The sequence below is a fragment of the Microbacterium sp. ARD31 genome (assembly GCF_031844425.1).
Genome location: NZ_JAUZVE010000003.1, coordinates 462738 through 489683, shown reverse-complemented (window position 1 = coordinate 489683; position 26946 = coordinate 462738). Strand labels below are relative to the sequence as shown.

Annotated in this window: 23 protein-coding genes; 11 read left to right on the top strand and 12 right to left on the bottom strand. The window is 70.1% G+C overall.

Annotated features, from left to right (window positions below):
* Positions 1-71 precede the first annotated feature (71 nt).
* Together Q9S36_RS12815 and Q9S36_RS12810 are read left to right on the top strand one after the other, a co-directional pair.
* The gene (locus tag Q9S36_RS12815; protein WP_311285455.1) at positions 72-1112 is read left to right on the top strand and encodes an LLM class flavin-dependent oxidoreductase; all 1041 of its coding nucleotides are present in this window, start codon (positions 72-74) and stop codon (positions 1110-1112) included.
* A 48-nt stretch (positions 1113-1160) separates the two neighbouring features.
* Positions 1161-1985: an HAD-IIA family hydrolase gene (locus Q9S36_RS12810; RefSeq protein WP_217530835.1), complete on the top strand. Its 825-nt coding sequence runs from the start codon at positions 1161-1163 to the stop codon at positions 1983-1985.
* A 13-nt stretch (positions 1986-1998) separates the two neighbouring features.
* Here the strand turns inward: Q9S36_RS12810 and Q9S36_RS12805 are convergent, their stop codons facing one another.
* Positions 1999-2496, bottom strand: coding sequence for a DUF427 domain-containing protein (locus tag Q9S36_RS12805; RefSeq protein WP_311285454.1), 498 nt, complete (start codon positions 2494-2496; stop codon positions 1999-2001).
* A gap of 72 nt (positions 2497-2568) precedes the next feature.
* Here Q9S36_RS12805 and Q9S36_RS12800 point away from each other — a divergent pair, with 72 nt between their 5' ends.
* Positions 2569-3192: an ArsR family transcriptional regulator gene (locus Q9S36_RS12800; RefSeq protein WP_311285453.1), complete on the top strand. Its 624-nt coding sequence runs from the start codon at positions 2569-2571 to the stop codon at positions 3190-3192.
* A gap of 13 nt (positions 3193-3205) precedes the next feature.
* Here Q9S36_RS12800 and Q9S36_RS12795 read toward each other — a convergent pair whose 3' ends face one another.
* On the bottom strand, positions 3206-5173 hold the full coding sequence (locus Q9S36_RS12795; RefSeq protein WP_311285452.1) for a serine hydrolase: 1968 nt from the start codon (positions 5171-5173) through the stop codon (positions 3206-3208).
* A gap of 387 nt (positions 5174-5560) precedes the next feature.
* Between Q9S36_RS12795 and Q9S36_RS12790 the strand changes: the two genes are divergently transcribed.
* The 4 genes from Q9S36_RS12790 to cydC are packed head-to-tail and all read left to right on the top strand — an operon-like array spanning position 5561 to position 11350.
* Complete coding sequence (locus tag Q9S36_RS12790; RefSeq protein WP_311285451.1) at positions 5561-6988, top strand: cytochrome ubiquinol oxidase subunit I; 1428 nt, start codon at positions 5561-5563, stop codon at positions 6986-6988.
* A 9-nt stretch (positions 6989-6997) separates the two neighbouring features.
* A complete protein-coding gene (gene cydB, locus Q9S36_RS12785; RefSeq protein ID WP_217530831.1) occupies positions 6998-8032 on the top strand; it encodes a cytochrome d ubiquinol oxidase subunit II in 1035 nt (344 codons plus the stop codon).
* A gap of 22 nt (positions 8033-8054) precedes the next feature.
* Positions 8055-9692: a thiol reductant ABC exporter subunit CydD gene (gene cydD, locus Q9S36_RS12780; RefSeq protein WP_311285450.1), complete on the top strand. Its 1638-nt coding sequence runs from the start codon at positions 8055-8057 to the stop codon at positions 9690-9692.
* Complete coding sequence (gene cydC / locus Q9S36_RS12775; protein WP_311285449.1) at positions 9689-11350, top strand: thiol reductant ABC exporter subunit CydC; 1662 nt, start codon at positions 9689-9691, stop codon at positions 11348-11350. The genes cydD and cydC overlap by 4 nt, the downstream gene beginning before the upstream one ends.
* A 4-nt stretch (positions 11351-11354) precedes the next feature.
* On the opposite strand, the gene Q9S36_RS12770 is transcribed toward cydC, so the two are convergent.
* Positions 11355-12893 carry an SDR family oxidoreductase gene (locus tag Q9S36_RS12770; RefSeq protein WP_311285448.1) on the bottom strand — a complete coding sequence of 513 codons (1539 nt, stop codon included), beginning with the start codon at positions 12891-12893 and terminating at the stop codon, positions 11355-11357.
* Positions 12894-13083: 190 nt separating this feature from the next.
* Here Q9S36_RS12770 and Q9S36_RS12765 point away from each other — a divergent pair, with 190 nt between their 5' ends.
* Positions 13084-14514, top strand: coding sequence for an MFS transporter (locus Q9S36_RS12765; protein ID WP_396653758.1), 1431 nt, complete (start codon positions 13084-13086; stop codon positions 14512-14514).
* Here the strand turns inward: Q9S36_RS12765 and Q9S36_RS12760 are convergent.
* Genes Q9S36_RS12760 through Q9S36_RS12750 form a run of 3 tightly spaced genes read right to left on the bottom strand, consistent with a single transcriptional unit; the run spans position 14509 to position 17680 of the window.
* Positions 14509-15114 carry a GNAT family N-acetyltransferase gene (locus tag Q9S36_RS12760; RefSeq protein WP_311285445.1) on the bottom strand — a complete coding sequence of 202 codons (606 nt, stop codon included), beginning with the start codon at positions 15112-15114 and terminating at the stop codon, positions 14509-14511. The two genes, Q9S36_RS12765 and Q9S36_RS12760, sit on opposite strands and share 6 nt — an antisense overlap.
* On the bottom strand, positions 15111-17021 hold the full coding sequence (locus tag Q9S36_RS12755; protein WP_311285444.1) for a helicase HerA-like domain-containing protein: 1911 nt from the start codon (positions 17019-17021) through the stop codon (positions 15111-15113). The genes Q9S36_RS12760 and Q9S36_RS12755 overlap by 4 nt, the downstream gene beginning before the upstream one ends.
* 5 nt (positions 17022-17026) lie before the next feature.
* Positions 17027-17680, bottom strand: coding sequence for a phosphatase PAP2 family protein (locus Q9S36_RS12750; protein WP_311285443.1), 654 nt, complete (start codon positions 17678-17680; stop codon positions 17027-17029).
* A 180-nt stretch (positions 17681-17860) separates the two neighbouring features.
* On the opposite strand from Q9S36_RS12750, the gene Q9S36_RS12745 reads away from it, so the two are divergent.
* The gene (locus Q9S36_RS12745; RefSeq protein WP_311285442.1) at positions 17861-18571 is read left to right on the top strand and encodes a DUF3105 domain-containing protein; all 711 of its coding nucleotides are present in this window, start codon (positions 17861-17863) and stop codon (positions 18569-18571) included.
* A complete protein-coding gene (locus Q9S36_RS12740) occupies positions 18568-19254 on the top strand; it encodes a DUF305 domain-containing protein (RefSeq protein ID WP_311285441.1) in 687 nt (228 codons plus the stop codon). The genes Q9S36_RS12745 and Q9S36_RS12740 overlap by 4 nt, the downstream gene beginning before the upstream one ends.
* Positions 19255-19320: 66 nt before the next feature.
* On the opposite strand, the gene Q9S36_RS12735 is transcribed toward Q9S36_RS12740, so the two are convergent.
* The 3 genes from Q9S36_RS12735 to Q9S36_RS12725 form a co-directional block, all read right to left on the bottom strand.
* Positions 19321-20292, bottom strand: coding sequence for a carbohydrate ABC transporter permease (locus Q9S36_RS12735; RefSeq protein WP_253035414.1), 972 nt, complete (start codon positions 20290-20292; stop codon positions 19321-19323).
* Positions 20292-21629 carry a carbohydrate ABC transporter permease gene (locus Q9S36_RS12730; RefSeq protein ID WP_253035413.1) on the bottom strand — a complete coding sequence of 446 codons (1338 nt, stop codon included), beginning with the start codon at positions 21627-21629 and terminating at the stop codon, positions 20292-20294. Before Q9S36_RS12730 ends, Q9S36_RS12735 begins: the two co-directional genes overlap by 1 nt.
* Before the next feature lie 110 nt (positions 21630-21739).
* A complete protein-coding gene (locus Q9S36_RS12725; protein WP_217530807.1) occupies positions 21740-23074 on the bottom strand; it encodes an extracellular solute-binding protein in 1335 nt (444 codons plus the stop codon).
* A gap of 265 nt (positions 23075-23339) precedes the next feature.
* Between Q9S36_RS12725 and Q9S36_RS12720 the strand changes: the two genes are divergently transcribed.
* Complete coding sequence (locus tag Q9S36_RS12720; RefSeq protein WP_311285440.1) at positions 23340-24380, top strand: LacI family DNA-binding transcriptional regulator; 1041 nt, start codon at positions 23340-23342, stop codon at positions 24378-24380.
* Positions 24381-24457: 77 nt separating this feature from the next.
* On the opposite strand, the gene rplL is transcribed toward Q9S36_RS12720, so the two are convergent.
* From rplL to Q9S36_RS12705, 3 genes are all read right to left on the bottom strand, one after another.
* Positions 24458-24838 (bottom strand): 50S ribosomal protein L7/L12, encoded by a 381-nt coding sequence (rplL, locus tag Q9S36_RS12715; protein WP_018186979.1) that lies wholly within the window; start codon positions 24836-24838, stop codon positions 24458-24460.
* 50 nt (positions 24839-24888) lie between these two features.
* Positions 24889-25377 (bottom strand): 50S ribosomal protein L10, encoded by a 489-nt coding sequence (gene rplJ / locus Q9S36_RS12710; RefSeq protein ID WP_064002996.1) that lies wholly within the window; start codon positions 25375-25377, stop codon positions 24889-24891.
* Between the two features lie 436 nt (positions 25378-25813).
* Positions 25814-26797: a hypothetical protein gene (locus Q9S36_RS12705; RefSeq protein ID WP_311285439.1), complete on the bottom strand. Its 984-nt coding sequence runs from the start codon at positions 26795-26797 to the stop codon at positions 25814-25816.
* Positions 26798-26946 lie beyond the last annotated feature (149 nt).

Below are 26946 nucleotides of genomic sequence, written 5' to 3'. Positions count from 1 at the left end.
TCGCACGCTCCCGCGGCCGCGGCATCCATATTCATCGGAATGGATGCCGCGGCCGCGGCGTTGTGCCCGGCATGCAACGCTTCGGAACGCTGTCCTTCGGCCATTACGGTCCCCTCGGCGGGGGTCGCGAACTCACCGCCGGCGACTCGATGCTGCAGGCGATCGACCTCGCGCAGGGCATGGACGAGCTCGGGGTGAACGGCGCCTACTTCCGCGTGCACCACTTCGCCCGCCAGCAGGCCTCCCCCATGCCGCTGCTCGCCGCGATCGCGGCGCGCACCTCGCGCATCGAGGTCGGCACGGGCGTCATCGACATGCGCTACGAGAACCCGCTCTACCTCGCGGAGGAGGCGGCCGCGGTCGACCTCATCAGCGACGGACGGCTCGCGCTCGGCGTGAGCCGCGGGTCACCCGAGAGCGTCATCCGCGGCTACGAGACCTTCGGCTACACCGGGTCGACGGACCCGCGCGGCGCCGACATCGCCCGCGAGCACTTCGAGCTGTTCCTGCGCGCCGTCGAGGGCGACGGGCTCGCCGAGAGCGACCCGCACAGCCCGTTCGGCGGCGGCCACGGGTTGCAGCGCATTGAACCGCACTCCCCCGGGCTGCGCTCGCGCATCTGGTGGGGCGCCGGCAACCGCGACTCGGCCGAATGGGCGGGACGCATGGGGGTTAACCTCATGTCGTCGACGCTGTTGACCTCGGCCGACGGTCGCCCCTTCGACATCCTGCAGGCCGAGCAGATCGACGCGTTCCGCGCGGCGTGGCGCGAGGCGGGTCACGCGGGGACCCCGCGCGTCTCGGTGAGCCGCAGCATCTTCCCCATCACGACCGCGGAGGACGCCATGTACTTCGGCGGCCGCTCCGACGGTGACCAGATCGGGATCATCGACGGCATGCGGTCCACCTTCGGCAAGACGTATGCCGGCACCCCCGACGAGCTCGTCGAGCAGCTGCAGCACGACGCCGCGGTCCGCGAGGCCGACACGCTCATGCTCACGATCCCGAGCCAGCTCGGGGTGGCATTCAACCTGCGGCTCGTCGAGTCCTTCGCCCGCTACGTCGCCCCGTCGCTGGGGTGGACGCCGACGCACGAGATCGCCACGGCGTAGCGCTCGGGTGCGCCGGGCGAGCGGCGCACGCGGGCATAGGGTGGACCCATGCGGACCCGCGCGGACATCGAGTGCTGGCTGACCGACATGGACGGCGTGCTCGTGCACGAGAACACACCGATCCCCGGCGCTGCGGAGCTGCTCGAGCAGTGGCGCGACGAGGGCACCCCGTTCCTCGTCCTGACGAACAACTCGATCTTCACGCCGCGCGACCTCAGCGCCCGGCTGCGCGCGTCGGGACTCGTCGTGCCGGAGGAGTCGATCTGGACCTCGGCGCTCGCGACCGCGGACTTCCTCGCCTCGCAGATGCCGGGCGGCACCGCGTTCGTGATCGGTGAGGCCGGTCTCACGACGGCCCTCCACGAGGCGGGCTTCATCATGACCGAGACCCGCCCCGACTACGTCGTCGTCGGCGAGACCCGCAACTACTCGTTCGAGGCGATCACCAAGGCGATCCGCTTCATCGGCGCCGGCTCCCGCTTCATCGCCACCAACCCAGACGCGACCGGCCCCTCGACCGAGGGCGTCCTGCCGGCGACGGGCGCGATCTCGGCGCTCATCACGAAGGCCACCGGCAAAGAGCCCTACGTCGTCGGCAAGCCCAACCCGATGATGTTCCGCTCGGCACTCAACCGCATCGGCGCGCACTCCGAGAACACCGGCATGATCGGCGACCGCATGGACACGGACGTCGTCGCCGGGATCGAAGCGGGCCTGCACACCGTGCTCGTGCTCACCGGCATCAGCGACACCGCCGAGATCGAGCGCTACCCGTTCCGTCCCGACGAGATCCTCGGCTCGGTCGCCGACCTGGTGCGCACCGAACCGCGCGAGAGCGACTCCCCCGACGTGCAGGCGGCGCTCGGCCTCTGACGGTCGGCCCCGGTCACCAGCCCATCGAGCCCGGCACGCCCTTGAACGGTCCCACGACCTGAGAGGTGACCCACCCGCCGTAGAAGCGACCCGGCTGCGGGGTCACGACCTCACCGGCGACGGTGCACTCGTCCATCTGCTGCGCGTACACCGCCACCCGTTCCACCAGCTCCTCATAGCCCGGTTCGGGATGCGGGTAGTTCCACGCTGCCGCAGGGCGGGACACGCCGCCACCGTGGACGTCGAGGTAGCGCGCGGCGCCCTTGAACTCGCAGAACGACGACCCCTGACCGGGCGTCAGCGCACCGGGGACGAAGTCGTCGATCGGCAGGTAGTAGACGGGCGGGTGGCTCGTCTCGAGCACGCGCAGGGCACGGCTCGTCGAGGCGATGCGTTCGCCGCCGAGGGTGATCGTGACGGTGCCGGCGACCGGTTCGACGCGGGGAGGCCGGGGGTAGTCCCAGACGCTCTCCTGACCCGGTCCGACGGGGTCGGGGGTGGGATGCCGCATGGTCTCAGATTACGGGCGGAATCATAGGCCAGGGCCGCCCCGCGGCATCCGTCATCCCCCGATAATGAAGTCATGACGGCCCGGCGCCCGACCGCCTACAACGCGATCTCGACGTCATCGCGCGTGGAGATCCTCCACCTGCTGCAGACGACCCCGCAGCAGACCGTCGGCGAGCTCGTCGCGGCGACGGAGCTGCATCCGAACACGGTCCGGGAGCATCTGCAGCGGCTCATCGAGCGCGGATTCGTCGCGACCGAGGTGGAGAAGCGCACGACGCGCGGCCGGCCCCGGGTGTTCTACCGCGCCGTCGACGGCGTGAGCGTCTCGAGTCCGGAGCACCGCCGCAAGGTGCAGGCCGCTGCCGAGCGCGGCGACCTCATGCGCCGGGTCATGCCCGAGACGGCCGGGTCGCTGACGGGCGAGGAGCAGCATCAGCTCGACGCGCTCGTCGAGCAGCTCCTCGACGGCGGCTTCGACCCCGAGATCGACGAGGACGCCCTCACGATCGACCTGACGCCCTGCGCGCACGCGGCCGATCAGGCGGACAACCGCGAGACGCTCTGCGACGTGCACCTCGGGCTCATGCAGGGCGCCCTCAGCGAGGCGGGCGGACCCTTGGCGGTCGACGGCATGCGCTCGTCGTGCGATCCGCAGGAATGCGTCATCCACCTGCTGCGGCGACGGCCGGACGCCTGAGCGTCGAACGGCCTCAGTAGGCGAGGTTGGTGCGCAGGGACGAGTACCAGACCCAGGCGTATCCGACCCGGTAGTGGAGCTTGTACCAGTGACGCTTCGAATCCGAGACCTGCAGCGGCGTGCCCTTCGGGATCGTCCCGCCGACCGCGCCGCCTGCGGACTTCCGCCACGTCGCGTTCTTCGTGGTCCGCACGTGCAGGTCGGAGTGCTTCGCCGCCGCCCCGAACGAGCCGTTGAAGTGCGTGTAGACGGTGCGCGCGATGTCGCGGATGCCGGCCTTGGACGACCCGGCGTCGCCGATCACGGTAAGCACGAAGGTCGCCTTCGGCCCGCGGATGATCGCGGTGTCGGCCTGAAGCAGACCGCCCTTGACCCAGAGCGAGCCCGGCTTGGAGGCCTGGTAGGCGGAGGCCGGGATGCCGTTGGGAATGCGGGAGCGGAACAACTGCGTGTGCATGAGATCCCGCAGCAGCGTCGTGTGCGTCTTGTTGAGGATCTGCCCCTTCTCGAGGCGTGCCACGAGCAGGCTCAGATCGTTCGAGGTGGTGCGGTTGCCGGCGTAGAGGACGTCCTGTCCCTTCAGCACGCGCCCGTAGGAGGTCTGCGAGTAGCCGGCGGCGGCGATCTGCTTGTTGAGGTTCGAGACGCCGATCCAGTGCACGAGGTCGGTGTGGCAGTAGTTGTCGGACATCCAGATGAGCTCGCGCAGGCATTCCTTGACGGTGAGACCCGACGACAGCTTCGTCGACAGCGACGCCTGCTTCTTCTCCACCCGCTTGAGCGCCGCCCAGGCGACGAAGAGCTTCATCATGCTGGCGGGTTCGCGTCGCGTGGCGCCCGTCTTGCCCGTCAGCACCTCGAGACCGCCGATCTGCCGCACGGTGACGGCGTACGACGAGGAGGGATGCCGCTTCATGGTGGCCGTGATCTTGTCGCGCAGCGTGTTCGCCGCCGCGGTGCGGACGACGGTGCAGCCGTCGCCCGTCAGCACGGCCGCCTGCAACCGGCTGGTCGGACCGACGGCGAGGACGGTGTCCTTTCGCGTGTCGAGGAGGGCGGCCGTGGCATCCGACACGCACTCGGTGCGTGAGTAGAGGAAGGGCTGGCGGAGGGCGCCGGCGACCGCGGCCGCCGTGCCGGTCTCGTGGTTGGGGATCGCGACGCCCGAGACCACGACACCGCGGGTGGTCGTGCTCGGGTAGTCGGCGGCCGTGGAGATCGCCACGGCCTCGCTGGTGCCGCCCGCCATGCGACGCACGCTGATCCCGGCGGAGCGGATGCGGTCGACGAACCCCTTCCCCATCATCGAGGCGATGTTCATCATGACCACCTCCTTCGCACCGACGTCCTTCAGCGCCGCCATCGTGGCGTCGGAGGCCGTGCCGCGACCGTCGACGGCCATGAAGCCGCCTCCCGTCGCGGCGGCGGCCGCCGCGGCGATCGGAGCAGTGTCCATCGTGCGCCCGTCGGCGACGTACACGCGGTCGACGGGGCCCAGGAAGCGCAGGACCGCGCGCGAGAGCGCGTAGGTGTCGGCGCCGGAGATCCGCTCGACGGGGGCCGTCTGACCGAGCACCCGCGCGACCGTACTGTTCACCGACGCCGTCGAGCCGACGACGAGGATGCGCGTCGGCTTCAGCCGGGCGAGTTCGGTCTTGACCGCGGCGGGGATCGAGTCTGGTGCGACGTACAGCATCGGCGCCCGGCGGGCGCCCGCGAGCCCCGCCGCGATCTGCGCGTCGTGGCGTTTGGCGGCGGCGATCACGACCTCGGCGCTTCCGTTCGGGAAGAGGGCGCGGCTCACGGCGATGGTCTGGTCGGCGGCGATCGCGGCGCTGAGGCGACCCGTCGACGGCATCCGCGGGGCGGGCGGGGCCGCCAGGCGCACCCCGGCATCCGGCGTCGGAGCGGGTGTCGGGGTCGGCGTGGGTGTCGGGGTGGGCGTCGGAGTCGGAGTAGCCGTGGGCGTGGACGTCGGCATGGGCTTCGATGTCGCCGTCGGTGTCGGAGTCGGGGTAGCCGTCGGGGTCGGCGGCGGCGTAGGCGTGAGAGTCGCCGTCGGGGTCGGCGAGACGGCCGGCGTCGGTGACACGGTCGGCGAGGGCGTCGTACCGGCTGAGGCGGGCCCCGCGGTCAGGACGAGGACCGCCGCCAGCCACGCCGCGGTGAAGGCTGTGGTCCGCCGCACCATGGCGGGAACCCGGGACGGATCACCGCGAGTCATGAGCCCCCCCGTAGGCGGCGGAGACCGCTCCCACCATAGGGGTGTCCGGCGCGGCGGCATCCGGGTATTTTGCACGGCCCGATCGGATGCCGCGATCAGCCGGCTGTCGTAGCGTCGGAGCATACCCGTGGAAGGACCAAGCCCGTGGACTTTCTGGACCCGCTCATCCTGGCTCGCCTGCAGTTCGGACTGACGACGCTCTACCACTATCTGTTCGTGCCGTTGACGCTCGGCATGGCGCTCACGGTGGCGATCTTCCAGACGATCTGGCACCGCACCGGCGACGTGAAGTGGCTGCACCTGACCCGCCTGTTCGGCAAGATCTTCCTCATCAACTTCGCGATGGGCGTCGTCACCGGCATCGTGCAGGAGTTCCAGTTCGGCATGAACTGGTCCGCATACTCCCGCTTCGTCGGCGACGTGTTCGGCGCTCCGCTCGCCTTCGAGGGCCTCATGGCGTTCTTCTTCGAGGCGACCTTCATCGGCCTGTGGATCTTCGGCTGGGACAAGCTGCCCCGCCGCATCCACCTGCTCACCATCTGGGCGACCGCGTTCGGGTCGATCCTGTCGGCGTACTTCATCCTGACCGCGAACGCGTTCATGCAGAACCCGGTCGGCTACACGCTGAACCCCGACACCGGCCGCGCCGAGCTCACGGACTTCTTCGCGCTGCTGACCAACCCGGTCGCCCTCGCTGCCTTCCCGCACACGATCTTCTCGGCGTTCATGTTCGCCGCGGCGGTCATCATCGCCGTCGCCGCCTGGCACCTGCGCCGCGGGCAGCACGTCGAGACGATGCGTCCGGCCCTCCGCTACGGCATGTGGTTCATGATCATCTCCTTCGCCGGCACCGCCATCAGCGGCGACCAGCTCGGGCTCGTCATGGTGCAGACGCAGCCGATGAAGATGGCGGCCGCCGAAGCCCTGTACGAGAACGCGTGCGGCGCCGACGCATCCTTCTCCATCTTCTCGATCGGCACACCCGACGGCTCGGAGGAGATCTGGTCGCTGCGCGTTCCCTACCTGCTCTCCTTCCTGTCTACCCACACGCTCGACGGCTGCGTCGAAGGACTGAACGATCTGCAGGACCTCTACACGCAGCGCTTCGGCGCCGGCGTCGACTACCGTCCCGAGATCTGGGTCACCTACTGGTCGTTTCGCTGGATGATGGGCTTCGGCGGTCTGGCGACGCTCATCTCGGTCGCCGGCCTCTGGGTCACGCGGAAGAAGGCGACCCGTCCCGTCGCCGACTGGATGTGGCGCATCGCGATCTGGTCCGCCCCGCTCCCCCTGCTCGGCAGCCTCGTCGGCTGGGTGTTCACCGAGATGGGCCGCCAGCCCTGGATCGTGTTCAGCCTCATGCTCACCGAGGACGGCGTCTCGCCCAGTGTCCCCGGCTGGACGGTGCTCATCTCCCTCGTCACGTTCACCGCGATCTACGCCTCGCTCGCCGTCGTCGAGTTCCGCCTCATCCTGAAGGCCGCACAGAAGGGTCCCGACCCCCTGCCCGGGCCCGACGACCCCGACCCACGCGACCTGCCGGTCGACCAGACCCCCTCGACGGTCTACTAGGAGCACGCCATGGATCTCGCCTACCTCTGGTTCTTCGTCGTCGGTGTGTTCTTCGTCGGCTACTTCGTGCTCGACGGCTTCGACTTCGGCGTCGGGATGAGCCTGCCGTTCCTCGGCCGCGACGAGGTGTCGCGGCGCCAGGTCATCAACACCATCGGGCCGGTGTGGGACCTCAACGAGACGTGGGTCATCGTCGCGGGCGCCTGCCTGTTCGCCGCGTTCCCGGAGTGGTACGCGACCCTGTTCAGCGGGTTCTACCTGCCGCTGCTGCTGATCCTGCTCGCCCTCATCCTCCGCGGCGTCTCGTTCGAGTACCGCCACCAGCGCGAGGGGCTCGCGTGGAAGCGCGGCTTCGACCGGATGATCGTCATCGGCTCGGTCGTCCCGGCCCTGCTCTGGGGGGTCGCGTTCGGCAACATCGTCCAGGGGGTGCCGATCGACGCCGACAAGGAGTTCACCGGGTCGCTCCTCACCCTCCTGAACCCCTACGGACTGTGGGTCGGTGTCACCACCCTGCTGCTCTTTTTCCTGCACGGTCTGTACTTCGTGGGGCTGAAGGCCGACGGCCGGGTGAAGGAGGACGCTCACGCCCTGGCCCGTCGCGTGGCGATCCCGACGATCCTCTTCGCGGCCGGGACGGTCGTCTGGACCACGGCGATCGCGATGGACCGCGACGCCCCCGCACTGGCGGCGGTGATCGGATGCGGCGTCGCCGCCGCGCTCGCCCTGATCGGCTCCGCCGTGGCCAACCTGCGGGAGCGCGACGGGTGGGCCTTCGCGCTGGGCGCCGTCACGATCGTCACGGCCGTCCTCACCCTGTGGTTCGCGCTGTTCCCCTTCGTCATGCCGTCCTCGACCGACCCGGCGTTCTCCCTCACGATCGAGAACGCGTCCAGCACCGACTACACGCTCGGGGTCATGACGTGGGCGGCGGTCATCTTCCTGCCGGGCATCCTGGCCTACCAGGCCTGGACGTACTGGGTCTTCCGCAAGCGCATCTCGCGTGCGCAGATCGAGAAGGCGGATGCCGCGCCCGCCCACTGAGACGGCGGAGGAGGATCGACCCATGGCCCCCGAGCTCGAACGGCGGCAGCCGCCGGTGGACCCCCGGCTGTGGCGGTACGCGACGGCATCCCGATCCTTCCTCCTGCTCATCGGACTGCTCGCGCTGGCGCAGACGGCGGTGGTCGTCGGCTTCGCCTTCCTGACGACGCGAGCGGTCGTCGACGCGATCGCGGGACGCGAGATCGGGGGAACCCTCCTCGCCCTGGCCGCCGTCGTCCTCCTCCGCTCGGTGCTCTCGTTCGCGCGCGAGCGGGTGGCCGCCCGCGCGTCGGCCCGTGTCGAGTCGCAGCTGCGGGCTTCCGTGCTCGACGCGATCGGCCGCCTCGGGCCGGGGTGGACCGCGACCCGCAGCACGGCGCAGCTCGCCCTCGTCGCCGGGCGCGGACTCGACGCGCTCGAACCCTACATCGGCCGCTATCTGCCCCAGCTCGTGCAGACCGTGGTCGCCACGCCGATCCTGCTCGCGGTGATGGGGACCGCGGACGCGGTCTCGGGCCTCACCGTCCTGCTCACCCTGCCGCTCATCCCGATCTTCATGGTGCTGATCGGACTCGCGACCCGCAGCGTCCAGCGCCGCCAGTGGGACACGCTCACCCACCTCGCCACACGCTTCGCTGAAACGGTGCAGGGACTGTCCACCCTCACCGTCTTCGGGCGGCAGCATCGCGCCGCGGACTCGATCGAGCGGGTCACCGACGACTACCGGCGCGAGACGATGACCGTGCTGCGGGTGTCGTTCCTGTCGGGGTTCGCCCTCGAGTTCCTCGCGTCGATCTCGGTCGCCATCGTCGCCGTGACGATCGGGTTCCGGCTGCTCGACGGGTCGCTCAGCCTGACGGTCGGGCTCTTCGTCCTCCTGCTCGCGCCCGAGGCGTTCCTGCCGATCCGCCAGGTCGGGGTGCAGTTCCACGCGTCGAGCGAGGGCGTCGCGGCGACCCGCGACGTGTTCGCCGTCCTCGACGAGGCCGCCGCGGCGACACCGTCGGCACCTGCGGCGGCGGCAGTGAGCCGGGGCGCGCACGTGCTGCGGCTGACGGACGTCCGGGTGCGCGACCTGCCGCCGGTGGACCTCGAGGCGCGGTCGGGCGAGATCGTCCTCATCGAGGGGCCGAGCGGCGCGGGCAAGTCCAGCCTGCTGCACGCCCTCCTGGGCTTCGCGCCCGCGACGGGCCGGATCGAGCTCGACGGCCGCGACGTCCGCACCCTCCCGCCGTCGGCGTGGCTCGCGTGGGCGGGGCAGCGGCCCGGGCTCGCGGCGGGGACGGTCGCGTCGAACGTCTCGCTGGGGGATGCCGACCTGCCCGCCGCGACGGTCGCCGAGGCACTGGCGCTCGTGGGGCTCACCGACGTCGATCCGGAGCAGGTCCTGGGTGTCCAGGGCGCCGGACTCTCGGGTGGGCAGGCCCAACGGGTCGCCGTCGCCCGCGCGGTCGCCCGCCACCTGCGCGGGCACGCCCCCGTCCTCGCCCTCGACGAACCGTCGGCCGCGCTCGACGCCGCCGCGGAGGCGCACCTCTGGCGGTCGCTGCGATCGATCGCGGATGCCGGGGCCCTCATCCTGCTCGTCTCGCACCGCACGAGCGCCCGCGCGATCGCGGATCGCGTCGTGCGGCTGACCGGTGCGGGGGTGTCGGTGTGACGACGACCCGTGACGTGCTGCGCGGCGCCGTGCCGCCTGTCCGCCGCCTCTGGCCCGCCCTGGCCTCGGGCTTCCTCTCGGAGGCCTCGGCGGTGGCCCTGCTCGCCGTGAGCGCCTGGCTGATCGTGCGCGCCGCCGAGCAACCGCTCGTCCTCTACATCACGACCGCGGTCGTGGGGGTCCGGGCGTTCGCCCTCTCCCGCGCCGTGTTCCGCTACACCGAGCGCCTGGCGGGCCACGACGCGGTGCTGCGCCAACTGGCCCGCACGCGGACCGACCTCGTGCGCCGCCTTCTCCCCCACGCGCCCGCTGGGCTCGCCTCGGCCGGCCGGGGCGATGCGGCGACGGCTCTCGTCGACGACGTCGACGAACTGCAGAACCTGCCGCTGCGCGTCGTCCTGCCGCTCGTGTCGTCGGCCGCCGTCGCGGTCGGCGCCGTCGTGCTCGTCGCCGTCGTGTGGTGGCCCGCCGCCCTCACCCTCGCGGCGTGCCTCGTCGGCGCGGGGGTCGCGGCGACCGCGTGGGGCTGGACGGCGGGCGCCCGCGCCGAGCGCTCGATCGCCCCCCTGCGCGCACGACTCCGCGGTGCGATCCTCGACCACCTCTCGCGCCTCGACGTCCTCGTCGCCTACGGCGCGGAGCACGACTCGCGTGCCGACGTCCGCGCCGCGGACGCGGCGCTGCGGCGCGCCCTGCTCCGGCGCACCGCGGCGCAGGCGGGGACGGCGGCCCTCGTGTCGCTCGCCGCCGGCGCCGCGACCGTCCTCGCGCTCGTCGCCGCCGCCCCGGCCGCGGCCGAGGGTGCGCTCTCGGGCCCGTCCCTCGCCGTGGTCGTGCTCGTGCCGATGGCGGTGTTCGAGGTCTACACGGCCGTGCCGCTCGCGGCGTCCGCGTGGCGGCAGGTCCGCGCGGCCGCGACGCGTGTCGCGGGCGTCGTCCCCGCCGCGGTGCCGGCCGAGATCCCACCCGCAGGCGCGCCGACGGGGCAGGCACCGCCGCTCGGTGACGGCCTGCGTCTGCGCGGCGTCACGGTCCGCTGGCCGGGCGCCGACCGCCCCGCGCTGACCGACGTGGACCTCGACGTCCGCCCCGGCGAGCGGATCCACGTCGTCGGTCCGAGCGGCGCGGGCAAGTCGACCCTCGCCGCCGCCCTCGTCCGCTTCCTCGCCGTCTCCGGCGAGTACACGATCGGCGGGCGCCCCGTCGAGGCGATCGCCCCCGACGACCTGCGACAGACCGTGGGACTGTGCGAGCAGCATCCGATGCTCTTCGACGAGGACATCCGCCAGAACCTGCTCTTCGCCCGCGACACCGCGACCGACGACGAGCTCGTGCGCGTCCTCGAGCGCGTGGGCCTCGGCGACTGGCTCCGCGCGCGCGGCGGACTCGACGCGCGGGTCGGCGAGCGCGGCGCGCTCGTCTCGGGCGGTCAGGCCCAGCGCATCTCGCTCGCGCGCGCCCTGCTGCGCGGCTTCCCCGTGCTGATCCTCGACGAACCGACCGCCGGCGTCGACCCGTCCGCCGCCGATGCGCTGCTGACCGACCTGCTCGGCGCGGTCGACGGGTCGCACGCGGTCGTGCTCATCTCGCACGCCGAGGTCCCGGCATCCCTCGTCGACCGGACCGTCCGCGTCGCGAACGGCCGCCTCACGGCCTGAGACCTCAGGCGACGGGCGCCTCGCGCTCGGCGGCGGCCGCGATGCGGTTCGCCATGCCCTGGAAGATGAAGCCGTGGAAGGGCAGCACGGCGAACCAGTACAGCCGTCCGGCGAGCCCCTTCGGGAAGAAGACGGCGCGCTGGTCGTACCGTGAGCCCGACCCCTCGGGGCTCGCGCGCAGTTCGAGCCACGCGAGGCCCGGCACCTTCATCTCCGCACGCAGGCGCAGCAGTCGCCCTTCCTCGACGGCCTCGACGCGCCAGAAGTCGATCGCGTCGCCCGCCGCGACCTTGCCGCGGCTGCGGCGCCCGCGCTGCAGGCCCACACCGCCCACGAGTCGGTCCATCCAGCCGCGGACGGCCCACAGGAACGGCGACGAGTACCAGCCGTTCTCGCCGCCGATCCCGACGATGACGCGCCAGAGCTGCTCGGGGCTCGCCGACGTCGTCGCGCTCTGCTCGTCGGTGAACACGAGCCGGCCGGCCCACTCGGGGTCGCTCGGCAGCGGGTCGCTCGGCACCGACGAGACCTCGGCGTCCTGCCAGCTCGTCTCGACGGCGTCGGCCTCGACCTTGCGCAGCGCCAGCCGCACCGCCTCGCGGTAGGGCGTGAGGCCGCCCTCGGGCCGCGGCAGCAGCTCGTCGACGGCGTGGTCGTCCATGATGCACTCGTTCTGCAGCGACGCGATGAGCGGCCGGGCGATCGCACGCGGAACGGGGGTCACGAGGTTCACCCAGTGCGACGCGAGACCGGGGGTGAGCACGGGCAGGGCGGCGATCGCGCGTTGGCGCAGTCCCGCCTCGACGGCGTACCCGTTCATCATCTGGCCGTAGCGGAGCACGTCCGGCCCGCCGATGTCGACGGCCCGGTTGACGTCCGAGTCGACCCGCGCCGCCGCGAGCAGGTAGTGCAGCACGTCGCGCACCGCGATCGGCTGGATGCGGTTGCGCACCCACTTCGGCGCCGGCATGTACGGCAGCACGTCGGTGAGGTGACGCACCATCTCGAACGAGGCGGACCCCGACCCGATGACGACACCGGCCTGCAGGACGAGGGTGGGCACGCCGCTGTGCAGCAGCACCTCGCCCACCTCGACGCGCGAGCGCAGGTGCGGGCTCAGCTCCACCCCGGCCGGGTGCAGACCCCCGAGGTAGACGATGCGACCGACGGATGCCTCGGCCGCCGCATCCGCCACGGTCTCCGCCGCCCGCAGGTCCTTCGTCTCGAAGTCGCCGCCGCCGCCCATCGAGTGGACGAGGTAGTAGAGCACGTCGACGTCGTCGACGGCGCGGGCGACGGCGTCGGCGTCCTCGGCCGCACCCTCGACGACCTCGACCTCGCTCCCCCACACGAACGCCCCCACCCGGGCGGGCGTGCGCACGAGCACCCGCACCCGGTACCCCGCCGACAGGAGTCGCGGGACGAGGCGTCCGCCGAGGTATCCGGTCGATCCGAGGACCAGCGCACGCGGCGCGGAGCCGTCGGCGCGGGGCTGGGCGACGAGGGCGGATTCGCGGCCGGTGGGGGCGGAGAGCTCGCTCATGTCGCCACGATAGACCGGCCGCGGAGGGGTGCGGCCCCCGCTCGACGGACGGATTTTGTCAAGGGACAGCCGCACGGATGCGGGCCGCGGACCACGCGCGTACCGTGGAGAGATGGCCAGGTCATCCCGTCAGCCGGTACCCCCGTCCTCCGATCCGATCACCCGCCCGGCGCCCCCGCCACGCCTCGACGTGGACGACGTGGTCGTCGTCGACACGAAGCGCGTCCGCACCGCCATCAGCGGCACCGTCGTCGGCAACTTCATGGAGTGGTTCGACTTCGGCATCTACGGCTACCTCGCCGTCACGATCTCCGTCGTCTTCGCGGACGATCTGCCCGAGCCGTGGAACCTGCTCGTCACCCTCCTCGGGTTCGCGATCTCGTTCCTCGTCCGCCCCATCGGCGGCCTCGTCCTCGGCCCGCTCGGCGATCGCATCGGTCGGCAGAAGGTCCTCTTCTTCACGATGGCGATGATGGCCGTCGCGACCGCCCTCATCGGCGTCCTGCCCACGAGCGCGCAGATCGGGCTCTGGGCGATCGTGCCGCTGTACCTGCTCAAGATGGTGCAGGGGTTCTCCACCGGCGGCGAGTACGCGGGCGCCACCACGTACGTCGCGGAGTTCTCCCCCGACAAGCGACGCGGCTTCTGGTCGTCGTGGCTCGACCTGGGCTCCTACGTCGGCTTCGCCGCCGGCGCCTCGGTCGTCGCCCTCACCACCGTCATCACCGAGTCGGTGTGGGGCGAGACCGCGATGACCGACTTCGGGTGGCGGATCCCGTTCCTCGTCGCGATCCCCCTCGGCATCGTCGCGATCTGGTTCCGCCTGAAGATCCCCGAGACCCCCGCCTACGAGAACGCCGCGGAGACCGAAGGACAGATCGACCGCGATGACCCGCTGGCACGCCACGGCATCGGCGGCATCCTCCGTCATCACTGGCGCGAGGTGCTCATCGGCATCGCGATCGTCGCGGCGACGAACACCGCCGGCTACGCGCTCACGAGCTACATGCCGACCTACCTCGAGACCGAGGTCGGGATCTCGAACCTCGGCGCGGCCGTGGCGACCGTGCCGGTGCTGCTCGTGATGTCGGCCTGTCTGCCGTTCATCGGGATGCTGAGCGACCGGATCGGCCGGCGGCCGGTCTACATGATCGCCGCCGGCTCGACGATCGTGCTCATGATCCCGGCGTTCGCGATCATGCAGATCGGGCAGGAGTGGGCGGTCTTCGTCGCCCTCGGGATGGTGGCGATCCCCGTCGCCTTCTACGTCGCCGTGTCGGCGTCCACACTGCCGGCCCTGTTCCCGACCGCGTCGCGGTTCGGCGCGATGGCGATCGCCTACAACGTCTCGGTCTCGCTGTTCGGCGGCACGACTCCGCTGTTCAGTCAGGCCCTCATCGACGCCACCGGCAACACCTACATGCCCGCGTTCTACATCATGTTCTTCGCGCTGCTGGGCGGGATCGCGCTGCTGTCGATGAAGGAGACCGCGAAGCGACCGCTGCTCGGCTCGGTGCCGACCGTCGAGACGCGCGCGGAGGCGGTCGAGGTCGTCGAGCGTCAGGACGACGACCCGCTCATCGACACGTCGACGATGCCGATCCCGGTGCACCGCTCATAGCTTCACGCCGTAGGCGCGGGACCCCGGCGACGAGGGCAGTGGCGCGAGCCCGAGGCGGGTGTAGAAGGCCATCGCGCCGGTGTTCCCCGCCGACGCCACGAGGTGCAGTCCGCAGACACCCCGCTCGCGGAGCGCGTGGAAGAGCGTCTCGATGAGGCGGCGCCCCGCGCCCTTGCCCTGGGCCTGCGGCAGCAGGTCGATGTGCAGGTGCGCGGGGAACTCGTCGGCGTACCGCTCGGGCTCCTTCCCGCGGCTGTAGGCGTAGAGCAGGGTGCCGTCCTGACGCGTGACCTCGCGCTCGGGCTTCGGCCAGCGGTGCGCGTGGCGCGGCCACCACTCGTCGTGGAACCACCGCTCGAACGCGTCGGTGTCGGGCGTCGCGACGACGTACCCCGTGACGGTGCCGTCCTCGTCCTCGACGAGGAAAGCCACGTCGGGGTGGCGTTCGACGTAGGGCAGGACCCAGATGTGGGCCCAGATCGCGTCGTCCTCGAAGATCCCGGTCGCGTCGCCGCCGCCGTCGGCGGTCCGCAGGCAGATCTCGGCGAGGGCGGGTTCATCCCCGGGACGGAACGGACGGATGCGGGATGCCGCACTCACCGCCGACCGTTCCCGAACACGCCGCGGATGACGCTGCCGATGATCGACTGCGTCGCCTTCGATCCGAGGATCTGCTCGAGCGGCGAGGACTCGACGCGACGCGAGGTCCGGGTGCGGCCGCCGGTGCTGCGGAGGATCCGGTCGTATTCGCGCTGCGCGTCGGCTTCGGCCTTCTTCTGCGCCTTGTCCATCGCGGCCTTCTGCTTCGCGTACTCCGCGTCGGCCTTCGCCTTGTCGGCGGCGGCCTTGGCGGCATCCGCCTCGGCGTCCGCCGCCGCCATCTTCGCGGCCAGGATCTCGCGCGCGGACTCCCGGTCGACCGGGGTGCCGTAGGTCGCGAGCAGCGGCGACGCCGCGACGGCGGCCTGCACGGCGGCCGCCGGGGTCGGGGACATAAGCCCCTGCGGCGCGCGCAGCCGCGTCCAGGCGACGGGCGTCGGCGCGCCCTTCTCGTTCATGACGGTCACGATCGCCTCGCCGGTGCCGAGCTCCTGCAGCACGCGTTCGAGGTCGTAGCCCGAGGTCGGATAGGTGCCCACCGTCGCGCGGAGGGCCTTCGCGTCGTCGGGCGTGAAGGCGCGGAGCGCGTGCTGGATGCGCGAGCCGAGCTGGCCGAGGACGTCGCCCGGCACGTCCTTCGGGGTCTGCGTCACGAAGAAGACTCCGACCCCCTTCGAGCGGATGAGGCGCACGGTCTGCACGATCGCCGCGGTGAACGCCTTCGACGCGTCGCGGAACAGCAGGTGCGCCTCGTCGAAGAAGAACACCAGCTTGGGCTTCGCGGCATCCCCCACCTCGGGGAGGATCTCGAACAGCTCCGCGAGCAGGTACATGAGGAACGTCGAGAACAGTTCGGGTTTGTCGGCGATGCCGGGCACCTCGAGGAGCGAGATGATCCCGCGTCCGTCGGGGGCGGTGCGCAGGAAGTCGCGGACGTCGAACTCCGGCTCGCCGAAGAACACGTCGGCGCCGCCGTCGGCGAAGGTGATGAGCTCGCGCAGGATGACACCGGCCGTGGCGGAGGACAGCCCGCCGAGGTCCTTCAGCTCGGGCTTGCCGGCGTCGCTGGTCAGGTGGGTGAGGACGGCGCGCAGGTCCGCCAGGTCGACGAGCGGCAGCCCGTGCGCGTCGGCGTAGTGGAAGACGAGGCCGAGGCTCGACTCCTGCGTCTCGTTGAGACCGAGCACGCGGCTCAGCAGCAGCGGACCGAACCCGGTGACGGTGGCCCTGACCGGGACGCCGGTACCAATGCCGCCGAGCGCGAAGTACTCCGTGACGGATGCCGCCGGTTCCCACGCCTGGCCGATCGCCTCGGTGCGGGCCAGGAGCTTCGGGCTCGATTCGCCGGCCGTGGCGACCCCCGTGAGGTCCCCCTTGATGTCGGCCGCGAAGACCGGCACGCCCTTGCCCGCGAGCTGCTCGGCGAGCCCCTGCAGGGTGCGGGTCTTGCCCGTGCCGGTGGCCCCGGCGACCAGCCCGTGTCTGTTGGTCATCGCGAGCGGGATTCGGATCTGCGCTTCGCGGACCGGGTCGCCGTTGACGAGCGCGCCGAGGTCGAGCGTCTCCTCTTCGAACGTGTACCCCGTGACGATCCGCGCGACCTCCTCCGCGTCGAGCGGGCCGGTGGGCGCGTCGGGAGCGGGCGCGTCGGCCGGAGTGGGTGCGTCGGCCGGAGTGGGTGCGTCGGCAGGAGCGGGCGCGGCGGGCGGCGGAGGGTCGGCGGCCGGGGCGGGATCGCCGTCCGGGCCGGCCGCGGTCGGAGGCGCGGCATCCGTCTGTGTCCGTGCGGCCGCCGCACGTGCGGCGGCCAGGGCGGCCTGCGCCTTCGCGAGCTTCAGCTCCGCCTCTGCGGCGGCGGCCTCGGCTTCGAGACGGGCGAGTTCGGCAGCGGCTTCCTCGGCGCTCATGCCGCTCAGCCTAGCGAGAACCGGCGCTCGCGTTCCCGGACGACAGGGATCGTCAGCGCCGCCGCGACCAGCAGCGTCGTGGCGACACCGAGCACGGTCCCGCCCAGGGTGTCGGTCAACCAGTGCGCATGGACCTGCGTGCGGCTGAACGCCATAAGCAGGGTCCACGCGACCCCGACGAGGAGCACCCAGACGCGCGGGAAGAGGACGACCGCGACGGTGGCGATCACGGCGGCGTTCGCCGTGTGGCCGGACGGGAACGACCCGTGGTCGGAGATGACGAGCATCTCCTCCGGCCGCACGCGGCCGAAGATCCCTTTGAGCAGCTGCACGACGAGCGCGCCCACGATCGACGCGGCGAGGAAGAAGACGGCGCCCCACGGCCGCCGGGCCAGCAGCAGCAAGGCCGCGCCGACGAGGGGCACGACGTAGGTCCCGATGACCCCCGCGCCCAGGACGTTCATGAGCAGCGACACGGGTCGGATGCCGGGGAGGAACGTCGCGACGTAGGCGTTCCACCAGGAATCGAGGTCGATGAGTTCGGAGTCGGTCGACTCGACGGCGATCCCGGTGGCGACGGCCGCGACGAGGAGCACTGCGCCGATCACCGCCAGCCGCAGGCCGATACCGATCTCGTGTTCGTGCGTGGGCACTGTCATCAGTCCCATCCTGCTCGACGCGGGGCGCCGTCAGGCACCCCTTGCGCAGCCGCGCGGGATGCCTCCCACGTCACGAGACCCTATGAAACGCTCACCGCCCAGGGCCCGTGCAGATGCCTGCGAATAGAATCGAAGCGGCGCACCTGCGCCCTCCCCACCCCGACCGACGAGGCCACTCCCATGACCCCGAACGATCCCACCGGTAAGCGCACGAGCGGCAACCCTGCCACGCAGGCGCAGCTGAACCTCACCGTGAAGCAGCAGCGCGAGCATCAGAAGCAGCAGAAGCTCGCCGAGTACCAGCGCCAGCTCGCTAAGCGCCGCCGCACGAAGACCACCTGGTGGATCGTCAGCGTCATCGCCGCCGTGCTTATCGTCGGCCTCGTCGTGGCCTCCGTCGTTCTCACCCCGCGCCCCGTGACCGTCGCCCGCGGCGACGGCGACGGCTCGGGCATCGCGGGGGTGCAGACCTTCGAGCACACCGCGAACCACGTCGAGGGTGTCGTCGACTACGAGCAGACCCCTCCCGCCGGCGGCGACCACAACGCGGTGTGGCTGAACTGCGGTGTCTACGACCAGCCCGTCCCGAACGAGAACGCCGTCCACACCCTCGAGCACGGCGCCATCTGGATCACGTACGACCCGGTGCAGGTCGACCAGGCGGGCATCGACGCCCTCGACGCGCAGCTGCCCTCGGACTACACCGTGCTCTCGCCCTACGAGGACATGGACACTCCCATCGCCGTCAGCGCGTGGAACGCGCAGCTGAAGGTCGACTCCCCCGACGATGAGCGCATCGGCGAGTTCATCAAGGCCTACTGGCGCAACGTGAACGGTCCCGAGCCGGGCGCCGCGTGCACCGGCGCTCTGGACGCGCCCGGCAAGCAGTGACCGACGGCACCGTCGGCGACGAGCCGGGCACCGAGCGCACCCTGCCCCCGTGGTGGGTCGTGCTGCTCGTGGGCCTCGCCATCGCCGCGGTGGCGTTCGCGATCGGCCGCTTCTCGACGTTCGGCATCGCCGGCTCCACCCCGGGTGAAGGCTCCGCCGACGCCGGCTTCGCCCGCGACATGCAGATGCACCACGCGCAGGCGGTCGACATGGCGATGACCATCTACGCCGAGACCGACGACGACGAGCTCCGCGCCCTCGCGTACGACATCGCGACCGGGCAGTCGTCGCAGCGCGGCGAGATGCTGGACTGGCTGGTCCGCTGGGGGCTGCCGCAGTACGACGACCAGCCGATGGCGTGGATGGCGGCATCCGATTCCGGGCATGCGCACGGCGGCACCGACGGCGAGCCCCCCTCGGACGAAGAGATGCGCGAGCAGATGGGCATGGCCTCGGACGCCGAGCTGGCAGCTCTCAAGGCGGCCACCGGTCAGCAGGCGGACTGCTCGTTCCTCACCCTGATGATCCGCCACCACGAGGGCGCGATCCCGATGGCCGAGGCCGCCGTCGACCTCGCCGCCGACGAGCGGGTCCGGACGGTCGCTCAGACCATGATCAAAGGCCAGTCCTTCGAGATCCAGGCGATGACCTCGATGCAGCAGCGCCTCGGCTGCGGCGGCTGACCCGCAGACGAACGAAGAGGGGGATGCCGGTGGCCACCGGCATCCCCCTCTCTCGTCGTTCCGGGCTCAGCCCTTCGTCGCACCCGCGAGCAGGCCGCGGACGAAGAAGCGCTGCAGCGCGAAGAACACGATGAGCGGGACGATGATCGAGATGAACGTGCCCGCCGACTGCAGGAACCAGCGGTTGCCCCAGGTTCCCGACAGCGAGTTCAGCGCCTGCGTGATCGGCAGGGCGCCCGGCGAAGCGAAGATCGTCGCGACCAGCAGGTCGTTCCACACCCACAGGAACTGGAAGATCGCGAACGACGCGATCGCCGGAGCGGCCAGCGGCAGGATGATCCGGAAGAAGACCTGACCGTGGCCGGCGCCGTCCACCCGCGCCGCCTCGATGACCTCACCCGGGATCTCCGCGATGAAGTTGTGCAGCATGAACGTCGCCAGCGGCAGCGCGAAAATGGCGTGCGCGATCCAGACGCGGGCGAAGCTGTACTGCACGTCGTTCAGACCGAAGCCCGGGAAGATCGGCACCTCGTTGATGGTGAGCCCCTGCGAGAAGAGGGACAGCAGCGGCACGAGGGCCATCTGCAGCGGCACGATCTGCAGGGCGAACACGAAGACGAACAGCGCGCTGCGCCCCTTGAAGTCGATCCACGCGAACGCGTAGGCCGCCAGCGCCGCCATGACGATCGGGAAGACCGTCGCGGGGATGGTGATCGCGAGCGAGTTCACGAACGCCGAGGCGAGTGTCGTCGACGTACCGCCCGAGTTCAGCGCCTCGAAATAGTTGTCGAGGGTGAAGTCGGGGTTGGTGAACACGGTCCACCAACCGGTCGACTGCGTGTCGGCGCCGGGTCGGAACGAGGTGACGAACAGGCCGAACGTCGGGATCGTCCAGAAGATGGCGATGATGACGGCCGCGATCGTCGCGCCCTTCGACGTCAGCTTCTTGTGGGCGATCGCCTCGTTCTTGCGGGTGTCGCGCGCGACCTGGCGGGCCGTGCGGTTGTCGACCGGTGTGGTGGGTGCTGCGACGGTCATCAGCGGATCTCCCTCTGCTTGGCCATCGATCGGGCGTTGTAGATGATCAGCGGCAGGACGAACAGGAACAGGACGACGGCCAGAGCGGACGAGTGACCGTAGCTCTGGAACCGCTGCTGCTGGTTGACCATCTCGAAGCCGAGGACGGTCGTATCGTCGCGACCGCCGGTCATGACGGCGACGATGTCGTACACCTTCAGCGAAGCGATCGTGATGGTCGTGAGCACGACGATCAGCGACGAGCGGATGCCGGGGACCGTGACGTTGCGGAACCGCTGCCACGCGTTGGTGCCGTCCAGCTGCGCCGCCTCCATCTGCTCGACGGGGACCGCCTTGATGGCCGCCGACAGGATCACCATCGCGAAACCGGTCTGCGTCCAGATGAAGACGACGAGGAGCATGAGCGTGTTGATGACCGGCTTGATCGCCAGCCACTGCACCGGGTCGCCCCCGAAGGCGGTGACGATGGCGTTCAGCAGACCGACCTGGTCGCCCTGGCGGGCGTCGTACATGAACTTCCAGATGATGCCGGCGCCGACGAACGAGATCGCGACGGGCATGAACACGAGGACTTTCAGGATCTTCTCGCCGCGGGCGCGATCGATGAAGACCGCGTAGGCGAGACCGATCACGACCGAGATCGTCGGCGCCAGAAGCGCCCACAGCAGCGTGTTGACCACCGACGCCGTACCGGTCGGGTTCGTGAACACCCAGATGTAGTTCTCCATGCCGACGAACTGCTCGCCCGACTTGTCGAAGAACGACTTGAAGATCGTCGAGATCGCCGGGTAGATCAGACCGAGGATCAGCATGATGCTGGCCGGCGCCATGAAGAGGATCAGCTGGAACAGGTAGCCTGCGCCCTGACGGGAACGGAAGTCCGCGAAGAAGAGCAGTCCACCGACCAGCAGGGCGATCGCGACGACGTACACCACCGCGTTCGCGTAGGGACGCAGCAGGAGGAAGGCCAGCAGCGGGATCAGCAGGCAGGCCGCCAACCGCATGATGAAGTAGCCGCGGCCGGGCCGCGGGGCGAACTCGATCAGCACGAGGATGATGCCGACCACGATCCCGAACACCACCAGGATGACGGGGATCTGGACCAGCGGGTTCAGACCGCCGAGCCAGAGGAAGAAGCTGTTGAGCGAGAACCCGATGGTGATGCGTGCTGACTCCTCGCTGGAGGCCGTGAAGGCCAGCAGGAAGAAGAGCAGGACGATCAGGGCGAAGCCGGCGGCGACGACGATTCGGGTGATCGATCGTCCTTTGGGGTCCTGCGCGTGAGTGGTCACGGCGGGTTCGGTGTCGACCGGCCTGTCGACGGTGGTCTGCGACATGGGTGTCCCCTTCTGAGTACGACGACGCACTCGGGCGGTGCGGATGGGAGAAGCGGGGTCGGGCTGGTGCAGCCCGACCCCGCTCGGCTCAGCCGATCGTCAGGCGACGATCAGTTCTCGTAACCGGCCTGGATGTCCGAGAGCACCGTGTCGGTGTCCTTGCCGTCGATCCAGTCGACCATGCCCTTCCAGAACGAGCCCGAGCCCACCGTGGAGGGCATCAGGTCGGAGGCGTCGAAACGGAAGACCGTCGACTCGTCCTGGAGCGTCGTCATCGCTTCCTTGAGGAACTCGCTGGAGGCGAGGCTGGGGTCGGCGTTCTTGTTCGCGGAGATCACACCGCCGAGCTCGACACGAGCGTCGGCGAACTCCGGCGAGGCCATGAACTCCAGCACCTTCTGAGTGGACTCGTCGTCCGAGAAGCCGGCGACGAACTCGCCGCCACCCTCGACCTGGAGCTCGCCCTCGGTGTAGCCCGGCATGATGAACGCGTAGACGTCACCGTCGGGGGCGACCTCAGGGGTCTCGCCGTCGGCGGTCTGCACGTCGAGGAAGTTCGCCGAGAGGAACGACGCCTGGTGCGTGAGCGCGCAGTCGCCGCTCGCGACGGCCGCAGCCACGTCGCCGAACGCCGTCGAGTTGATGCTCTTGACGTCGCCGTAGCCGGCGTTGACGTAGTCCGGGTTGAGCAGGATGTCGCCGACCGCGTCGAACGCTTCCTTGATCTGCGGGTCGGTGAACTTCACGTCACCGGCCACCCACTGGTCGTACACGTCGGGGCCGGACTGGCGCAGGACGAGGTCCTCGATCCAGTCGGTGCCCGGCCATCCCGACGCGGCGTCGGAGGCGAATCCGGCGCACCACGCGGGGCCGCCGGTGGTCTCGACGATCTTGTCGGTGAGGGCGATCATCTCGTCCCACGTCTTGGGGATCTCGACGCCCCACTCGGCGAACTGCTTCGGGGAGTACCAGACGTACCCCTTCAGGTTCGCGAGCATGGGAGCGGCGTAGAACTCGTCGTCGAACGTGCCGTAGTTCTTCCAGTCGGGCGACCAGTTCTCGTCGACGGCACTCTCGACCGCGTCGGAGGCGGGCAGCACCTTGCCGGTGTCGACGAGCGTCTTCAGCAGACCGGGCTGCGGGACGATCGCGATGTCCGGGGCGTCACCACCGGTGACCTTCGTGACGATGTTTCCTTCGAACGACTTGTCGCCGGTGTACTCGACCGTGATGCCGGTGTCGGCGGTGAACTTCTCGAACGACTTGTTGAGGGCGTCGGCCTCACCGCCGGTGATGCCTCCCGCGATGCGGACGGTCTTCTTCGCCTCGCCGCCCGTGCCGCCTTCGCCCTCGGTGCCACCTTCTGCACACCCGGCGAGCACCAGTGCTGCCGCGCCCAGGAGGGCGACCGGGGCAAGAAGACGGTATCGCTGTGACAATGCCATGTACTTCTCCTCTTTCGGGATCATCGTCCGCCCAGAGGAGCCTTGGCCGCATCCTTGGGGAACCGATTCCAGGACAACTTACTGTTCCAACGGCCGCGACACAACAGCGAAATATCAAGGTTCTGCAACCATTAGGCTGTCGAGGCTCGAGCGCTGTGGGATCGCTCTCACGGCGCCGGACCGGAACCGGTTCCGAAACGTGGGTTCAGGCATTACGCTGAGTCCTCGACCGAGGGGGACGGTCGGACGGGGTCGAGGAGGACCGATGAGCACCATCGCCGACGTCGCACGTGAGGCCGGCGTATCGAAGGCGACGGCCAGTCGCGCACTGACCGGCAGCACGCAGGTGTCGGCCGATGCCCGACGACGTGTGCACGAGGCCGCGCGCCGGCTCGGGTACACACCGTCGACGAGCGCCGTCAGCCTCGCGACGGGGCGCACCCGAAACGTCGGCGTCGTGATGCCGCACGTCAACCGATGGTTCTTCGCCGAGGTCCTCGAGGGCATCCAGCAGGCGCTCCTGGAACGCGGACTGGACCTCACCCTGTACGACGCCGATCCGGGCAGCGAGACCCGCCGTCGCGTGTTCGACGAGTTCCTCACCCGCAAGAGGTTCGACGGACTCATCGCGGTCGGGCTGGAACCCGCCGAGAGCGAGCTCGAGACCCTGCTGTCCCTCAGCCGCCCCGTCGTCAGCATCATCGGCACCGAGCGCACGACGAGCGTCGTGACCCTCGACGACGCGCACGCGGCCGCCCTGGCGACGGCACACCTCGTCTCGCTGGGACACCGCCGCATCGCGTTCCTCGGCGGCACGGCGGCGACATTGTGGCCCCACGTCGAGTCCGCGCGCTACGAGGGTTACGAACGCGAGATGCATGAGTCGGGGCTCAGCGACCACATCAGCCGCACGCCCGCGGAGCTCACGATGTCCGCCGGCTACGCCGCCGCGGTCGATCTGCTCAGCGACCCCTCGCAGCGACCCACGGGACTGGTGGCGGCGTGCGACGAGGTCGCGATCGGCGCCATCATCGCGGCGCGGCGCCTCGGCATCCTGGTCCCCTCCGACCTCAGCGTCATCGGCATCGACGACCACGAGAACGCCGAGATGTTCGCCCTGACGACGCTGCGGCAGATCCCGCGCGAGCAGGGCGCGACGGCCGTGGAACTGCTCATGCGGCACATCGAGGATCCGACGGCCGAACCGACCAGCGTCATCATCCGACCGCGACTGGTGGTGCGGAACTCGACGTCCACACCGACCGGGTCATCGAGCGCCGCCGTCCGCGACGCGGCCTGGTCCTGACCCCCGGCATCCACCTCGGAAACGGCCGAAGGCCCCGGATGCCGAAGCATCCGAGGCCTTCGGAAAGGTGCGGAACCTTACTTGACGGACACCGTCGCGCCGGCGGCCTCGAGGGCCTCCTTCGCCTTGTCGGCCGCTTCCTTGTTCGCGCCCTCGAGCACGGCCTTGGGAGCACCGTCGACGACGGCCTTGGCCTCGCCGAGGCCGAGCGAGGTGAGCTCGCGGACGACCTTGATGACCTGGATCTTCTTGTCGCCGGCAGCCTCGAGGATGACGTCGAAGGAGTCCTTCTCCTCAACCTCTTCAGCAGCAGCGCCACCACCGGCACCGGCAACGGCGACGGGGGCAGCAGCGGTGACGTCGAACTTCTCCTCGAACGCCTTCACGAACTCGCTGAGCTCGACGAGGGTGAGGCCGGCGAACTGCTCGAGCAGCTCCTCGGTGGAAAGCTTCGCCATGATGTATCTCCTAGATAGATGGGGTGTGTGTAAAAGAGCTCGCTCGTCGCTTACGCGGCGTCAGCGGTCTCCAGCTTTTCGCGAAGCGCGTCGATGGTGGCGGCAGCCTTGCCCATCGTCGCCTTCATCATGCCCGCAGCCTTCGCCAGCAGAACCTCGCGGCTCTCGAGCGAGGCGTACTTGTTGACCTCGTCGGCCGAGAGCGCGTTGCCCTCGAAGATGCCGCCCTTGATCACGAGAAGCGGGTTGGCCTTGGCGAAGTCACGCAGAGCCTTGGCAGTGGCGACGAAGTCGCCGTGCACGAAAGCGACGGCCGAGGGACCCTTGAGGTCCTCGTCCAGCGCCGTGATCCCCGCGTTGTTCGCGGCGATCTTGGTCAGCGTGTTCTTCACCACGGCGTACTGCGCGTCCTGACGGATCGCGTTGCGCAGCTGCTTGAGCTGGGCAACCGTCAGACCGCGGTACTCGGTCAGCAAGACGGCGTTCGAGTCCTCGAAGTTCTTCGTGAGCTCGGCGACCGATGCATCCTTCTGCGCCATGGTCACTCCTTGATGTGTACGAGACGCCCCGCGGTGGCGGGACGTCGACCTCGACGGTCGGGCTGCATGAGAAAAGCTCCGGCGCAAGCGCACGGAGCTTCGGCCCGGTTTCCCGGAAGTCTGTCGTACACCTGCGTGGGCCCCTGCGATGCAGAGCTTCGATCGTGTGCGCGGGCGCACAGCGATGACCGACGGTCTTTGGCTTGTCCCCCAGTGTACGCCGCGCTCGCGCACCCGCCAAATCCCGGCATCCGGTCCGTGCGTTCGCGCGAAAGCGCGCACGCGTGCCGGTGGGTGCGGGCGAGGCGCCGCCGCGTCGTCCACATCATGTGCTCCCGACGAGAGCACACGATGCGGACGGTTCAGGAGATGTGCAGTCGTTCAGAGCACATGATGTGCACGACGGAGGAGGCAGGGGATGCCGCGTTCGCCGCGCTCATGGGCGGGGTGAGATCCGGAAGGCAGCCATCCGGGCGGCGAGCACCTGCGGTGTGTTGAGGTCCGTCCACCCGATGCGCACCAGTCGCTTCTGTGTCACGCCTCGGATCCAATCCTCACGCTGCTTCTCCAGGAGCAGGATGTCGTCCAGGTGTCGACCGGCGCGGAGCTCATCGTCGCGGTACTTGACCGCACCGTCGAACTCGACGAGAACGTTCTCGTCCTCCAGCTCGATATCGACGCGGTAGTCCGAGCCGGCGGGCCCGCGCACCGGGACCTGGAGCCGGAATCGGGCGGACCCGATCTCCGCCAGCATCCAGCGCGCGATGCTCTCGCCCGTACTCTCGGCGAGACCGTTCGCGAAGGCGATGACCGTCCCGGCACGAGCCGCTCCGCGTGAACCGCGCTTTCGCCGGCCGATGTCGAGCACACTCTGACGCCAGCGCTCGACCGCCTCGGGATCGCCGCCGGATGTGGACGCCACGATGCGCAATGCCGCGTCGGCGGCCGCGACACCGCTGGACGGCGGCAGAACTCGACACACATCCCAGAGCGTCCGGGCCAAGGTCGTGCAGGGCACATCGAACGGGTTCGTGATCTCGGACGGCTCGAGCCGATCCGCGTGTCGGCGCAGCGCCGCGCGACTGACCAGCCGGCCATCCGCCGGCAAGCTCACGTGAACCGCATCGGGTACGTGCCGTGCAAGCGGCAGTCCCCACAGCACCGCTGCGGACTGATAGGAGAACACGCTCGTCCCGTCCTTCCGCTCAGCATCGGCGGCGGCGATCTCGACGAGGTGGCGCGCTTCGGGCCATAGGTCGTCGAACTGCTCGGCGAGGACGTATCGATTGCGTTGGATCCGCAGCATCCGACCCTCTCTCACCGCGTCCGTGATGTCACGCGACCGCCACCCGGAGCGTTCCAGATCGGCACGATCGAGAATCAGCCGGCGCGCTTCGGCGAACGAGATGTGTCGAGGCATGCAGTCAAGCCTCTGCAGGGCGGCCCACCCAGAGGGGTTCGCGCGCCGAACCGGGGAAGCCTCCGCAATCCGTCGTCCAGTGGAGGAAGCGACGGATGTTCACATCATGTCGTCCGCACGAGAACACACGTTCCGCGCAGCTCACGACG

Coding starts and splice junctions, on each gene's coding strand:
- Q9S36_RS12730 (WP_253035413.1), bottom strand. CDS start 21,629: ATGTCGCAGACCACCGTCGACAGGCCGGTCGACACCGAACCCGCCGTG.
- cydB (WP_217530831.1), top strand. CDS start 6,998: ATGGATCTCGCCTACCTCTGGTTCTTCGTCGTCGGTGTGTTCTTCGTC.
- Q9S36_RS12810 (WP_217530835.1), top strand. CDS start 1,161: ATGCGGACCCGCGCGGACATCGAGTGCTGGCTGACCGACATGGACGGC.
- Q9S36_RS12735 (WP_253035414.1), bottom strand. CDS start 20,292: ATGACCGTCGCAGCACCCACCACACCGGTCGACAACCGCACGGCCCGC.
- Q9S36_RS12805 (WP_311285454.1), bottom strand. CDS start 2,496: ATGCGGCATCCCACCCCCGACCCCGTCGGACCGGGTCAGGAGAGCGTC.
- Q9S36_RS12745 (WP_311285442.1), top strand. CDS start 17,861: ATGACCCCGAACGATCCCACCGGTAAGCGCACGAGCGGCAACCCTGCC.
- Q9S36_RS12705 (WP_311285439.1), bottom strand. CDS start 26,797: ATGCCTCGACACATCTCGTTCGCCGAAGCGCGCCGGCTGATTCTCGAT.
- Q9S36_RS12725 (WP_217530807.1), bottom strand. CDS start 23,074: ATGGCATTGTCACAGCGATACCGTCTTCTTGCCCCGGTCGCCCTCCTG.
- Q9S36_RS12720 (WP_311285440.1), top strand. CDS start 23,340: ATGAGCACCATCGCCGACGTCGCACGTGAGGCCGGCGTATCGAAGGCG.
- rplL (WP_018186979.1), bottom strand. CDS start 24,838: ATGGCGAAGCTTTCCACCGAGGAGCTGCTCGAGCAGTTCGCCGGCCTC.
- Q9S36_RS12815 (WP_311285455.1), top strand. CDS start 72: ATGCAACGCTTCGGAACGCTGTCCTTCGGCCATTACGGTCCCCTCGGC.
- Q9S36_RS12795 (WP_311285452.1), bottom strand. CDS start 5,173: ATGCCGACGTCCACGCCCACGGCTACTCCGACTCCGACGCCCACCCCG.
- Q9S36_RS12755 (WP_311285444.1), bottom strand. CDS start 17,021: ATGAGCGCCGAGGAAGCCGCTGCCGAACTCGCCCGTCTCGAAGCCGAG.
- Q9S36_RS12800 (WP_311285453.1), top strand. CDS start 2,569: ATGACGGCCCGGCGCCCGACCGCCTACAACGCGATCTCGACGTCATCG.
- rplJ (WP_064002996.1), bottom strand. CDS start 25,377: ATGGCGCAGAAGGATGCATCGGTCGCCGAGCTCACGAAGAACTTCGAG.
- Q9S36_RS12770 (WP_311285448.1), bottom strand. CDS start 12,893: ATGAGCGAGCTCTCCGCCCCCACCGGCCGCGAATCCGCCCTCGTCGCC.
- cydD (WP_311285450.1), top strand. CDS start 8,055: ATGGCCCCCGAGCTCGAACGGCGGCAGCCGCCGGTGGACCCCCGGCTG.
- Q9S36_RS12750 (WP_311285443.1), bottom strand. CDS start 17,680: ATGACAGTGCCCACGCACGAACACGAGATCGGTATCGGCCTGCGGCTG.